The following is a 13,837-nucleotide window of genomic DNA, read 5'->3' as shown; positions in this document are numbered from 1 at the left end:
GCAACCCCACACATCCATCCTGACGATCCAGAACCTTATATTTTAGCCATCGCTCCAACATCCCTTTTCAGGTCAATATCGCCCCAACCCCCTTTCTCTCTCACACGAACCGACCTGCAAAGCTCAAAATCAACATCCAGATCTTCCAATATAGAAAACCTGCTTTCCAAAAAACACCTGAAATACACGGAAATTGCAAGCTTTGGCCATCCCTCTACTTCTTTAACCGCTTCATACATGGAATCTCTCACAACATCTGGCACCTCATAAACCTCAACCTTATTTTCTAATACACAAGGGCATTCTCGCACAAGCATATCGACAAGCGGCTGATGCTTGACGACATGCAAGGCGATCATAGCCAGCATATCTTCCACGCCACGCTCGACACTTGGCACCCACTCGTAATACACCGGCTTCCTGTTTGGCTTCGCCAGATAATTCACATTGTCATGCAATATGATGCGTGGCCGGCTGTTCTCGGAGATCTGAACCATCCACTCGGGCCGTATCCCACCATCATTGGGATGGCTTTTCCCGATAAGGATTTGTGCCGTCATTGTCCCCATACCATCTCCCCATAGTACCAATTGGCTCATTTCATCAACCTGAAATCACTAACTAACATCTTGAATACCGCACGCAAAGTGCTCTTGCCCAATAGCAGTGGGCACCGACCTATGCGATCAATCTTAATTCCGGGCCTTCCGCCAACTAGGATTTACCCCCGGCTCGATGTCCTGACACAAAAGAGCGGGAGCATCAAAGTCTTCAGTAGGCTATTGAGCTCCCGGGATAGTGCAGAACCATTTCTACTCTTACCACCCAATAAATTGGGTGGTAAGAGGCCTGCCCCAATTCTCAGCGCACTGCCAGGGCGTTTCGGAGGCTGGTGAGCGCCTGACGATCCGCTTCGAGAGTTCGCGTGTCTTCTTGCGCCTGGCCAAGAGCTTCATCGAGCTGATCGCGAGCCGGTTGCAGGGCCTGCCGCAAGGCGACGTCGATGCCGCTCCGAGCGGAGGCCTCGTACTCATAACCGATCCGGCGGGCGGCATCTCGTACCTGTTCCTGATAACGTGCGAACCGTGCCGCTTCTTCCTTGCGACTCTGTTCCGCTCGGTAGTATTGGTAAAGCCCCGTCACCAGCTGAACACCAACCTGCACAAGCGGATGCCCCCCCAGCCGAGTGCCTTTCAGAATCTTGTCGGCCCATCGTTCCATGGTCTTGGGCCCAATGCCCTTGAACAGCTTCGGCAACAGATCCTTGGCGATCTGCATTGCCTTGACCAGATGCTCGGAACGGATTTCCTTCATCAGCATCTGCAAGGTCCCCGGTGGCAGAAGCGACGAAGCCTTCTGCTCGTCGCTAGACGCCCCGGCCGTATTAAACTCCACATCCTCAAGACTCGCTTCCGTCGAAGCCACAACCGAAACCGGGTCCAGCTCATCCACAACGGCTTGCAGGTGCTGGCTGGTGCGCGCCAGCTCTTCCTCGAGCCGCTGCTCCAGCGCCGAAGAGAGCTCTTGCACCAGCGAGTTCAGCTGTTGCTCGATCCGGGTTTCGGATACCTGCTCAGGGTCCTCCATCCATTGACGAAGCTGGCTCGACAGAGTCTGTCGCTGTTGACGAATCAGCTCCGACATGGCGACAGAGATTCGCTGTGTTTCGCTATCCAGGCGAGTGGCGATTCGCTCGAACTTGGCTTCACCACGCTCACTCTGTTGCCCCTGGATCACCTCCAGAGCCTCGTCGATGATCCTCCGCACGTCTCCGGCAAGACGCTCGATCAGGTCGGCCTTGTCCGTTTCCTCGATGAAACGGCCCAACGCTTGTTCCAGCTCCGGCAAGCGGCTCTCCCGCAGCAGGAGTGGCTTGTCTTCCATCCGCCCGCGACGGGCGCTACGAGCATCCACCCAGTGGATAGGGATATGTTTCAGTAACTGAGCGATCTCGATGCGCGATTCGGCAGCCTTTTGCTGCAGCAGTGAGCGCACCTCGTCATTGACCGCATTGCAGGTCGCGTCATTCAGATGGCCTTCGGTATTATTGAGGATCAGCATCACCCGTCGCCCCTCATCCACCAGCTGGATGACCGTCTCATAGGTGTGCTGATCATCCACGGCACTAGCGCTGTTGATGACGAACAGGATCAAGTCGCTGCGCTCGAGCTGCGCCTGCGTCGTCGCCTCATGGTCCGCCAGAGCGTCCACGCCAGGGGTATCCAGCAATTCATAGGCTCCCCAACGATAGCGATCGATCGCCGCCGTAGTGGGCACCACACCCTCCTCCGCGACCATGTCGCCCACCAGGGCATTGATCAGGGTGCTCTTGCCGGCATTGAATAGGCCGTAGACCATGATCACGGGCGTGCAGCTTTGCTGGCGTTCGTGAAGGTGATCCGCAAGCGACTGGATACGGGCATCTTCCAGATAACGAGCCAACCGGGGTCGGGCCCGATCGAATAATGCCTGGACAGGGCGTGGAGTACGGGGCATGCGGGTATCCCTGGATTCCGTGTTGGACGTGTTTTCAGGCTGCATCCTGCATCTCCTTGATCATCGACTGTAGGTACGCTTCAAAGCGCTCCATCTCCGCACGACTCTCGCTGACGGTCTCTTGCATCACTTCGAGCGCACCGCTCAGGGGTTGCACGTAGAGCTGCTGGATGGCCCGATCAATGTCACGGCCGAAGGCCTCGCGCGCCGACTGCTCTATCTGGTCCCGGTTGTCGCCACTTAAATAGTGCTCGGTTTTGGTGTCGGCCAAGGCATTGCCGATTCGCTCGCCAGCCCAGGCACCAGCGGCAGCGCCCACTGCCGCGCCTATCGGCCCGCCCAAGAGTCCAAGAGCCCCTCCCAGAAGCCCCCCCGAGCTGCCGCCGATGGCACGGCGCTTGCTCGCATCACGATAGGTGCGCTCGGCATACTCGTGCTCGAAACCTGGCAGGCCCTCGGCACCGGTGAAGATCAAGCCTTTGGCCACTGCTCGGTCCACTTGCTGTAGTTGCTCGTACAGGGTCGACGACACACGCTCCTGGACGACTGGTATCAGCCCTTCTCGCACTTCACGTGCCAAGGACCGGGTGTCCCCCTCGAAAGTCTGCATCGCCCGATCTACCTGTTGATGCAGCACGAGCTTCAGTTCCGCAGATAGTGCCTGGCGACGGTACTCGACATCTTCCTGAAGTGGCTTCAGGGCCTGTTCCAACGTCTGCTGGCTCTGTTCCAGCTTTTCCGACGTACCACCTAGTTCTCGGCAGAAATGCATGAGGTTATGACGCGGTGTATCGCGCTTCATGCGCACACTGTCGCTCTCGATCCGCTCCCGCAGACATTGCATGAAAGGCGCTATGCCTGCCGTCTTCTCGTCCCCGGTAGCTTCGGCATAAGCCACCGAAAGCGGCAACACCTCGCATTGATCCAGCTTATCGCCGAAGCGTTCTCTCAGGGTGTCACTAACATAGCGGACCTGCTGCTGCTGGTCGCTCTCGGGCATCATCACCCGGCGCAAGACGAGCTCGCCGTCGACTTCATCCGGCTCTTCCCTATCGGCGCGGGTAAGTGCGAAGACCACCGGCTTACTCATTGCCAGTAACTGCTCGATCTCCTGCATATCAGTATCGCGCCCGGGGTTGGCCGAGTTCATCACATACACGATGAGGTCGGCCGCTTGAGCATAACTCTTGGCCAGTTCGCCGTTCTCCGGGGTCTTGGAATGCAGGCCCGGCGAGTCGACCCAGCCCAATCCAGGAAGCGTGAAATACTGGACCGCGCTGGTGCACTCCTGGCGATCGACACCAAAACCGCCTTTCAGAGGCACCTTTCTTACCTCTTCACCTGGAGCGCTTGCACCGTGCAAAAAAAACTTCGCTCTTTCCCTCCGGAGCTCACCCATGACCTCACTATCGATCCGACTGGTCCCGTTGGCGATATAATTACCCAGCGAGCTCTTTCCAGCATTGACCTTGCCATACACATAGACCAGCAAGCGGTCACCAATCCGAGAGCGAAATTCGGTGCCTGCTTTGCTCTGTTCCACGCTCTCACGCCAGCAGCGAGCCACCTCTCGCGTCTGCTCCAGCCAATGATCTACCAATTCCCGAACCGGATGATCGTCCTTAAATTTTCCACGGGCCTCGTCAGGCTGGCGCATTAAAGCCTCAGTTGTACGTTTGACTTCACCACGAACCTGATCCTCTTTCTGTTTTATGGATGCATGGGTCTCATCAAAGCGTTGCTGCAGTGCTGAAAAGCTGTCCAGCAGGGCCCGACGGTTTACAGACGCGGAGTGCTGTACAGGTTGATTCATGTGCGGGCGATCTCCTCGGACAGGCAATCATCGATGGCTTCGAGCATATTCAAGACATGATGTTTCGAGCGGCAGTCATGCACCTTCGCATCCAAGCTGTCACTCCCCTGATCAAAAGACAGCTGCGGCTCAATCACGGTAAGGGTGGCAGACAAAGCGCCAAGCTCCTTCTCGTCACGACCTGTCAGAGAAGCCAGTAACTCGATCCTTCTGGAAACTTCTGAGGAAGGAGGCACTTCGTCCAGTCGCAATCGACGCAGTCGAGTTGTATTCATTGGTTCCAGACACTGGATACCGAGGGCCTTCAACTCTAACGCGACCTGCTTGGACGCTAGTGCCAGCGCCTCTTCGCGGCGCTGAATGTCACGACGCTCAACCGCTCGATCTCGAGCCTTGGGCTCGCGCTCGGCCTGCTGAGTGGCCTTGCGTTCGGATTGGCCGCTATCGTCATCTCCGACAAGCTTGTAGCCGGCATAGCTGGCGGCGGCTGAGCCGGCGGCGATCGCGGCCCAGGCAATCAAGGGCAATGGCATAATGAATTCCTCCTCCTTGGAATCAAGGTTGTCAGGCAAAGAGTGCCGCTCAGTCCGCCAGCATCTCGCGCAATTGTCGGCGGGTCTCTGCAAGGCCAGTCTCGGCGGCATGCAGTTGGTGACTAAGAGTTTCCCGTGCCTGCTCCGCGGCTTCGAACTGCTCTAACATACGCTCCATGACCAGCTCACGCGCATCCTTCAACCGCTGGCGACGCTTGTCGGCGCGCAGCTGGACAAGCCGTTCCCGCAGGTTCTCGATGCGATAGGAGATTTCGCTCTGCAAGGTCGGAATGCCGCTCTTGGTCACCAACAGGGCCTTTCCTTCACGGCGACCCTTGAGATAACTGGTGTTGGATACCGGGTAGCACGCCGGCACTCCACCACAGACCTCCGCCAGCTGGTCACGGATGGTCGATTCCAGGGCTTCGCTGCCGCCACGGCCTTCGGCGTGGGTCAGTACGCAGATCATGCGCTCATGCAACGGCTGTTCACTCTGGCGACTCACCCGGCCCAGGTAGTCCAGCGTCTGAGCATCCAGCTCCCCCAGCAGCAGGCTATGCACCATCAGTAGAAGGTCGCTGCGCAGGATACCGTCAAAGGCTTCGGCATCGTCCGCGGCCTCGGCATCGATGCCCGGCGTATCCAGCAACTGATAGCCCTCCAGATCCAGTCGCTGAATGCGGCGGGTCTCACGAGCGGCTGCCGTGCGAAAGTGCTCGTGCTCGACGCCATCGGCCAGGGCATTGAGCAAGGTACTCTTGCCGGCGTTGTAGAGCCCCATCGCTGCCACGGTAAAGACGCTTTCCGGCTCGGGCATCTCCAGCAGTTCTCCTACCTCCTGGCTCAATTCCGAGTCCAGGGTCGCCAGCTGTGTTGGCACATCCTGTATTCGCATAACATCATCCTTGCTCAACATGCACGAAGTCAGATTCTTCAATAAGGCCTTTACAAGCTTTCATTGAGCGATACGCCGCACCACCCATGGTTTCCTTAATTTCGGGCCGACATATAAACCAAAACTTTCACCCTCGCCCTCGAAGCCGCGACGTATTCCAGTTTGGGGCTCGCTGCCCACTCGTTTGCTCCCATATCCACGAGGATAACGACAGGCGCTTCGAGCCCCTTGACCGCCGAGATATTGAACATCCGCCCCGAGTAATCCGGCCTGTCGCTCGCCAGGTCTTGAAGCACCTGGCTGTTAGCCACCTTGAAAGGCGTCAGCAGGAGGATGTCATCCGGCTTGAAACCGTCATCTTCCAACCGCCCGATCGCCAACATCAGCTTTTCGAGCTGCTCTTCCTGGCTCTTCCACTGGTAGACCTGCACAGCGTTGTCGCTGCTGGGCAAGTGCTCGCCGGGCTCGGCGGCTGCCGCATGGCGCTGCTTCAGCCAGGTCGCGATCTCGTAGGCGTTGCGGTAGTTGCGGTGCAGCGTGAAGGGATACGGCACCATGCCGCCGAACACATCGCTGGGGATCTGGTAATCCCGGCCGTAGAGGTTCTGCGCCGGGTCGGCGAACAGGGTGACGCGGGCCTGGTCTTCCAGCAGCTCCTGCAGTACCAGCCACCAGTAGGGCTCGTAGTCCTGGGCTTCGTCCACCACCACGGCCGCCCACCGTTCGGGATGCGCCTGCAGGGCTTCGGCGAGCAGGTTCGGTGCGGTCTCGTTATAGAACTCGCCCAGCGCTTTCGGGTCACGGGGTGGCTGCCAAGCCAGTTCCGCGGCTCGCGCGCGGGACTCGCACAGCTCGTGGAAGGTGGCGACTTCGATGGTCTCCAGTCCACTCTCGGCCAGCGCCCGGCGATGCGACGCCGCCAGGGCGATATTGAAGCAGAGCATCAGTACCTTCTGGCCATCCCGGGCCAACTGCTCGGCCTGGGCTCTCGCCAGCACGCTCTTGCCGGTGCCGGCGCCTCCGTGAATCGCCATCCGAGGAATGTGCTCCAGCAGACGCAGCACCCACTGCTGCTCTTCGCTGAGGCGAAAGAGCTCGGCATCGATATCCCGCGCGCGCTCGGCCACGCTGCCCATCAAGGCGCAGGCCGGGCGCAACAGATGGTGCCGGAGCAGGTTGGTCTGCTGCTTGGAGAGGGGAAGCGAGTTGCTGGCTCTGGGTCCGGCCCAGGCGGCATTGGAGAAGCGCGCGAGAATATCCTCCTGGGTCAGTCGCTCCAGGTCGCCTTTCAGCAGCAGGTGTTCGCGGTTCAAGGTCAGGGCCGGCAGGTCCCCATGCCATTCGCGGGTATCGGGAAACACCAGCACGGGCGCAACAGGCATCGTGATGCCGGGCAAGACCTTGTTCATGGCCTGCAACAGGCTGGCGGTCTGTTTCTTGAGTTGATCCAGAGGGGTGGTGGAGAGCTTGTGGGCACCCTGATTGCCTTCGGACCACCACTGCCCTTCCCCGTCCAGCCAGATGCCGCCTCCCTTGACCTCCCACAGCTGGATCCCATGTTGGGGGTGGAACAGCAGGAAGTCGATCTCGCCGACCCAGGTGCCCTTGTCGTTGCGCGTCTGGGTCGCCAGTCCGTGCATCACTTCAAGGCCGGGAAAGTCCAACTCGCGAAGCCGGCGGTAGACGCGGGCTTCCGCACGGGAAGGCAGTGCATCGAGTTCCGCCTCGCTGAGGCGGGGAAATATGGGTGCCACGCAACCTCCCTGTGCCGTTGGCATTTGGTGCAACCGATTTACCGCATCTAAGCGTACCTAAATGGAGACAGGTCGTGCCAGCGGGCGCGCTACCCCGGCACGGGCCTTCCCTCCTCCAGGCCTGACAGCAGCCTCCGTTCCAGCCGGCTGTTGCTGACCACCGTGGTCCGCAGCAGGAACTTGCCTTCTTCATGCGGATGTAGAGTCTGGTCGCGCCCGATGGGGCGCTCGAACAGGTGCTGCGCCACCTCCCGGCAGACGACGAGCGCCACCTCGGCGGGCGCACTCTCCCCCAGTGCCTGCTGCTGGGCCAGGTCCGGGTCGATGCCCAGTCCATGCGCCAGCCCGTCGCAGCGAGCCTGGGCGATGCGGTGGACCGGCAGCTTGAGGATCAGGTCGTCATCGCTGGTCGCCTGGGGATTTTCCGCCAGCAGGTAGAGCACGTCCTCCATGAGCAGCAGCCGCAACGGCACCAGCTTGTGGTGTTCGATGAAGCCATCGAGGGTCTCCTGCACCAGGGTCAGCGCCTGCTGCTGGATCAGCGCCTCTTCGATGGTCGCCTGTATCTCGGGCTCCACGCGTGCGAGCTCCGGTCGCAGCGTGTCCGGTAGATACTGGAAGAGGCTGCGCAGGCGACTGGCCTGGGGCTGGCTGGCGAGGGTCCGATGCGCCTGCTCCCAATAGGGCGCGAGCCGCTGCATCACACCCTGCGGCAGCCGACTGTGCGCCTGCTGCTCCAGGATGGCGAAGGCGATGGCCATGTCCGGGTTATTCAGCAGCACCTCGGGCAGCAGCCCGCGCCGCGAGGTGAGCGACCAGTGACTGGTGCGGCCATTGCGCCCCTGCCCCTCCTGACGCAGGACCGCCTGGGGAAAGTTGTCGCGCAGGCTCTCCAGGTCCCGCTCATAGGTGCGCTTGCTCGCCGGGTAATCGGGACTCAAGGCCTCATGCAGCGCCGCCACGGTGGTCGGGCGGGATGCCGGCGGCAAGTGCCGGAGGATCGCGAGTTGTCGGCCCAGCTGATCCGCCATCAGCCCTCCTTGTCCGACGCCGACAGCACCAGCAGCGCCTCGGCGAGATCCGTCAGGCGCTCGGCCTGGATCAGGGTCTCACGCCACTGGCCGGGAATGGCCCGCTCGCCATGGGCGCACCCCGCGATCTGTCCGGCCACGGCGGCCACGGTGTCGCAGTCGTCGCCGAGGTTGGCGGCGGCCAGCAGCGGCGCTTCCAGGCCATCATGCCGGGCCACGCACCAGAGCGCGGCCTCGAGGGTGTCCACCACATAGCCGCTGGCCTTGATGCCATCGAGCGGCTTGTCGAGATAGGCGCCCTGAGCCAGCCGGGCGATACGCTCGCTGGCCCAAGGGATATCGGCGCCAACCCCCAGCGCATGAGCCAGCTCTCTCCCTTCCAGCAAGGCCGAGAGGATCCGTCCCAGCAGGTCGCTGGCTTCCAGGCACTCCCCGGCGCCATGGGTGGTGCGGGTGGCATCCCGACACCACTGCCGGCAGCGCTCGGGGGCTCGATGACTGGCCAGCACCACCGGCAGCAGCCGCATCAGCCCGCCGTTGCCGGCCGCCAGGGCATGAGTGGGGCCGCTATAGGGGTTGCCCGTGGCCGTGAAATCGGCCAGGGCGCGCGCCAGGGTGTTGCCGGCGATCAACGGCACGGCGTGCGGCCAGCCTTCCCCCCGTTCGTAGAAGCCCCGATAGCGGCGCATCTGATCGACCGGATCGAAGGCCTGGCAGGCCACCAGGCTCTCTCCCAGGCACAGCGCCAGGCCGGTGTCATCCGACCATTGCCCGACCGGCAGCCCCCGCGGCTTCCCATGCAGGTCCGTGATGGCCGGGTAGCCTCCCCGAGGCATGAACTCCACCCCATTGGCCAGGGCATCCCCACAGGCCAGCGCCAGCATGCCGCCACGGGCTCGTTCGATCAGGGACAGTCTGTCAGAAGACATGGTCGGGTCACTCCGTTGGAGGCAAGAGGCGGCACACGGCCAGCGATGAGCGGCCTATCATGCCGCATGCCTCGTGGCGGGAGCCAGCGACAGGGACTCCCCCCCACGCGACCGGTGCCCGGCCGCCAGGGGACAGGCACCACATGACGGGAAAGGCCGGCGCCTTGGCGGGCGCCGCGATCATGCCGTCCGTCAGCACCACCAACGCCTGGGGCGGGCGCTCCGCGAGGGCCGAGAAGACCGGTCGGACATCGCTGCCGCCACCGCCTCGGCTCGTCCATCGATCCAGCAGATGGAGCTGACCGTCATGGAGGATGTGCCGCTGCGTCACCCGGGTATCGAACTCCAGCACCTCCAGCGTGACCCGATCGAAGGCCCCCAGCAGGGCCCTCAGCTCGGCGAAGAAGGTTGGCAAGCGTTTCTGGCAACTGCCGCTGGTGTCGATGGCCACGGCCAGCGCAAGGCTCTGGCCGCGATGACTCGGCAGGTAGAGCCCCCGGTGGACATGACGGCGCGAGGGCGGGCTCCAGCGGCGAGTCCCGCCCTGAGTGCGCTGCAGGAACCGAGTCAGCACCGTCTGCCAAGGGACCGTGGCGCGCCGCAGGCGCTTCACCAGCGCCTCGATATGCCCCGGCAGCGATCCCTGCTGACGCTGGTGCTGCTGGGCCGTCGCCACCAGGCGCTGCTGCCAGGCGCGCGCCGCGTCGGCCTCGACGGGTTTGGGCTGGAAGTCCGGGTCCTGCACGTCCCCTGGGCGACTCAACAGATCCTGCAGCTGGTGCTCATCCAGCACCCGGCCTCGCTCGGGTCGATCGGCGTTCGTGCCCAGCTCGGCGTAGATCTCCTCCGCCGACTGGCCGCGATACCGGCGGTGGTAGAGGGCATCCTCGGGGCAATGGCCCAGCTCATTGCGCAGCAGGGCATTCACTTCATGGTCGCAGGCGCGGTTCCAGCGATCGAGCTCCCGCCCCAGCTGACGACGGTGATGGCCCAGGGCGCAGTGCCAGACCTCATGCGCGAGAATGAAGCGGCGATCGGCGTCGCTGCGCGCCGCCATGAAGTGCGCGTTCACGAACAGGCTTTCGCCGTCGGTGCCGGCCGTAGCCAGTCGGTCATCGACCACCGCCACCAGGCGCAGCTGCATCATCAGCTTGGCCGTGAAGGGCTGGGCCGTCAGCAGGATGGCGCGGTCGGCCTCACAGCGGCGCTGGATGGTCTGTTTGAGACGCCGATCGGCCTCGCTCGGGCGTTCAGGCATCCAGCGCCTCCTCGTCGAGCGGCATCGTATCGGTTTGCGTCGGGATCGCCGTCATCTGCGCCTGGAGATGCTCGCTGAAGACCCGGCCGTGGCGTTGCGCCCAGCTCTCGAAAGCCTCGTGCCCCATCAGGGCCTGGGTGCGAGCCTGGGTCGTGGCCTCGTCGGGGCCCTGCATGGCATCGAGCAGGGTCAGGGTGGCGAAGTCCGAGCTCAACCGCTCGCTGATGGCGAAGAAGCGCCCCAGTCGCTTGCCGAGGACATCCCCTTGCCGGTCGCCCTCGCCCGAGCCCCGCCAGAGGGTATGCGCCAGCCCCGAACAGAAGGCATAGCGTTGATCGGCCCGCTCGGGAATCTCGATGGGCCCGCACCCCGCCAGCATGGCCTCGAGATCGGGCAAGGCGAGCGCCCAGTCACGGAATGCCAGGAACTCGGTGCCGGCCCCCTGCCCCACCAGGCCATGTACCATCAGGGCCTGAACGCTATCGGGCAGGTGAGTGCCATGACGCAGCGACTGCGCCACGCGGGTCCAACTGCGTGGGCTAGGCCAGCCCTGCTCGACGCCCCCCTCCATGTCGAAGAAGCACTCGGGCCGAAAGCGCAGGAAGGCGATCACGTCGGGATGCAGTCCCTGGCCGCTGGCCCAGCGCGCCCAGCCCTCCAGGTCGGCCTCCAGGTTGAGATGGCAGAAGCGGTTGGCCAGGGCGCTGGAGAAGGTCTGCGCCACCGCGCGGTCCTCGCCGCGGTTGCCGGCGGCCACCACCAGCCAGCCCGGGGGAAGCCGATAGAGATCCCCGAGCCGGCGATCGAGGATCAGTTCATAGGCCGCCACCTGCAGGCTGCGATCCGCCGCCGTGAGCTCGTCGAAGAGCAGGATGCCGCGACTCGCCATGTCGCGGGGCCACTCGCTGGCCAGCAGCCAGTCCACCGCACCGCGGTCGCTGTCGGGCACCGGCAGCCCGCGCAGGTCCACCGGCTCGCGCTGCGAGAGGCGGATATCCAGGAAGCCCACACCCTGCCGCTTGGCCAGGTCACGGACGATGCTGCTCTTGCCCACGCCCGGTGGGCCCCACAGCATGATCGGCGGCAGCTCCTCGGCCAGCCCGGGAGACGACTGGAGGAGCTGCAGCTGATGGTCCAGCAGGCTCAGTGCCTGGTCGGGGGTCGCATCGATCATGGAGACACCTCCTCGAAACGTTGGGGATCGTCCGTCATGGGCCGGGCCGGCATCAGCGCCAGCTGCGTTAGCTGGAGGCGCGCCGAGCGTATCGCCTGGTCGGACACGAAACGGCCGGGCAGCCGCCGCTTAAACCACTCATCGGGCCGACGCGACAGCGTCATCAAGCCGTCACGGACCAGGCTGGCTCGCTGACGCATCAGCCGGGGTACCAGGCGCGGCAGCTCGTCCCAGGCGGCTTCGTGAAAGATGAAGCCCAGAGCGGCGCGGCCCGACTCATCATCCAGCGCATCGCGCTTGAACAGGGCCACCGTCTTGCGCACCAGCCCCGACGCCATTCTGCCCAGTCGGGAGCGCGCCTCCGGATGACCATAGAGACGAGTCATGGCCTCGAACATCAGTTCTCGCAGCACCGGACCGGTCTCGTGGTGAAGACCGACGCGCAGCAAGTGCCGCAGGGACTCCGGCGACTTGCCGCAGGTCCCCAGCAGCGCATCGCGATAGGCACTCGCCTGCTCGCAGTGCCCCTGGCAATGACGCCAGACGCGCAGGTCCGCGGCCATGCCTTCTTCCACGCGGTCCCGCGGGAATTCCCACTGCCAGTTGAGGTCGGCCCGCGCCAGCGCCCTGGCACTGGGCGCCTGCCTCGAACGCTTGCCCTGCAAATGATGGGCGGACAGGGTGCGACGACACTCCCAGATGGCTTGCGGGTCCAGCCCCAGGTCGCACAACTGCTCGAGGGTGAGCAAGCCGTGGAGGACATGGTGCGGCGACGTCCTCTGGGGCAGCAGGGTGAGCAGGGTCGCCAGCAAGTCGGCTTCGCCGGCCTTCAGGCGCTCCAGCGTCTGCAGCACCGTGGCCTCGTCCACATAGAAGCGGGCCTGGCCGAGCAGCGCCGACGGCACGCTGCCATGGCAGTCGATCTCGAGGCCCTGAGGCAACTCGACCCGATCCAGCCGGCGGCAATGATGGAGGGCGAGGTAGCGTGCCCGTTCCAGTGACAGCCGGGTCAACGACCGGCTGTGCAGTTGCACCGAGGCCCAGTCTCCCGCGATGTCGAGTTCGTGAAGCGCTCCCTTGAGCACCAGGTCGCCCGGCATGGAAGCGGCATTAGAGGTCCCTGCCTCATCCCGGTCCTCGTCCATCTCGGCTGGCGCGCCCTCTGCGCCAAGCACGGTCTCCAGGGCTCGAAGCCCGTCGGCCTTGATGGTGGTCCGGGACTTGGCCTCCAGCCGTTGCAGTGCCTCGGCCTCTTCCAGCACCACCCGCTCCGGTCCGTCGATCGTCAGACGCTCCAGCCCCATGGGAGCGGCCAGCAGCCAGGTTCCCGGCTCGGTCAGCGTCAGGCAGGGCGGCAGGAGCGAACTCTCCAGCACGACCTTCAGCGTGTGCTCGGTATCCGCGAGGCGATGGCCGATGACGAGATCCGACAGGGAGGCATCGCACCCCAAGAGCCGAATGCCCTTCCATGGGCGGTGCGCGGAGGCAAGGCGGCAATTGCCGGCCCCCCAGTCGGCATCGAACTCGGCGACGGTCCCATGCACACGCAGCGACATGGGCAGCGACGGCGATGCCAGGTGAACGATGCAGCCCTGCTCGCATGCCGGCAGGTACACCTCGCGCAGGCGCGGCAGATCATCGAGCACCAGGTGAAACTGCGGCCCGCCGCAGGCCCGTAGATCCAGCTCCTCCAGAAAGGGGGCATGATGGAGGTCCAGGGCCTTCAGCCGGGGCTCTCGCAGCACCAGTCGTGTTCCCCGGTCGGCGTTGCCGCAATCGCCCCGGAGCGCGGCACCGCCACTGCCTTCCAGCGCGAGTCGGTTAGTCTCCTGTGCTGTGTCGTGCATCTTCATCCTCCCTGGCGAAGCGGCCTGTCTGAATCATCAGTCTGCGGGACCGGTGCGACACTCGGCGTCGCATGGCGGCTGGAGTGGAACATCGAGCGACGCAGAAC

Annotated in this window: 11 protein-coding genes; all 11 read right to left on the bottom strand. The window is 63.5% G+C overall.

The window, feature by feature from the left end; translation table 11 throughout:
- Positions 1–35: 35 nt before the first annotated feature.
- The 11 genes from QC818_RS15380 to QC818_RS15330 all read right to left on the bottom strand — a co-directional run bounded on the left by QC818_RS15380 (position 36) and on the right by QC818_RS15330 (position 13,730).
- Positions 36–599, bottom strand: coding sequence for a hypothetical protein (locus QC818_RS15380; protein WP_309653741.1), 564 nt, complete (start codon positions 597–599; stop codon positions 36–38).
- Positions 600–861: 262 nt separating this feature from the next.
- Positions 862–2,541 carry a GTPase gene (locus QC818_RS15375; protein ID WP_309653740.1) on the bottom strand — a complete coding sequence of 560 codons (1,680 nt, stop codon included), beginning with the start codon at positions 2,539–2,541 and terminating at the stop codon, positions 862–864.
- Positions 2,531–4,309 carry a GTPase domain-containing protein gene (locus QC818_RS15370; protein ID WP_309653739.1) on the bottom strand — a complete coding sequence of 593 codons (1,779 nt, stop codon included), beginning with the start codon at positions 4,307–4,309 and terminating at the stop codon, positions 2,531–2,533. Before QC818_RS15370 ends, QC818_RS15375 begins: the two co-directional genes overlap by 11 nt.
- Positions 4,306–4,842, bottom strand: coding sequence for a hypothetical protein (locus QC818_RS15365; protein WP_309653738.1), 537 nt, complete (start codon positions 4,840–4,842; stop codon positions 4,306–4,308). Before QC818_RS15365 ends, QC818_RS15370 begins: the two co-directional genes overlap by 4 nt.
- 49 nt (positions 4,843–4,891) lie before the next feature.
- Positions 4,892–5,737, bottom strand: a complete 846-nt coding sequence (locus QC818_RS15360) for a GTPase (protein ID WP_309653737.1) — start codon at positions 5,735–5,737, stop codon at positions 4,892–4,894.
- Between the two features lie 95 nt (positions 5,738–5,832).
- Positions 5,833–7,491 (bottom strand): UvrD-helicase domain-containing protein, encoded by a 1,659-nt coding sequence (locus QC818_RS15355; protein WP_309653736.1) that lies wholly within the window; start codon positions 7,489–7,491, stop codon positions 5,833–5,835.
- Between the two features lie 89 nt (positions 7,492–7,580).
- A complete protein-coding gene (locus tag QC818_RS15350; protein ID WP_309653735.1) occupies positions 7,581–8,432 on the bottom strand; it encodes a WYL domain-containing protein in 852 nt (283 codons plus the stop codon).
- Between the two features lie 89 nt (positions 8,433–8,521).
- Positions 8,522–9,451, bottom strand: a complete 930-nt coding sequence (locus QC818_RS15345) for an ADP-ribosylglycohydrolase family protein (RefSeq protein WP_309653734.1) — start codon at positions 9,449–9,451, stop codon at positions 8,522–8,524.
- 7 nt (positions 9,452–9,458) lie between these two features.
- A complete protein-coding gene (locus QC818_RS15340) occupies positions 9,459–10,709 on the bottom strand; it encodes a vWA domain-containing protein (RefSeq protein ID WP_309653733.1) in 1,251 nt (416 codons plus the stop codon).
- Positions 10,702–11,883, bottom strand: coding sequence for an ATP-binding protein (locus tag QC818_RS15335; RefSeq protein WP_309653732.1), 1,182 nt, complete (start codon positions 11,881–11,883; stop codon positions 10,702–10,704). Before QC818_RS15335 ends, QC818_RS15340 begins: the two co-directional genes overlap by 8 nt.
- Entirely contained in the window at positions 11,880–13,730 is a 1,851-nt protein-coding gene (locus tag QC818_RS15330) for a hypothetical protein (RefSeq protein WP_309653731.1), read from the bottom strand. Before QC818_RS15330 ends, QC818_RS15335 begins: the two co-directional genes overlap by 4 nt.
- Positions 13,731–13,837: the final 107 nt, after the last annotated feature.

It is taken from the genome of Halomonas koreensis, from assembly GCF_031451675.1.
GTDB classification, from domain to species: Bacteria; Pseudomonadota; Gammaproteobacteria; order Pseudomonadales; family Halomonadaceae; genus Halomonas; species Halomonas koreensis.
Note: the sequence above shows the minus strand (reverse complement) of the source record. Positions and strands in the feature narration are given on the sequence as shown.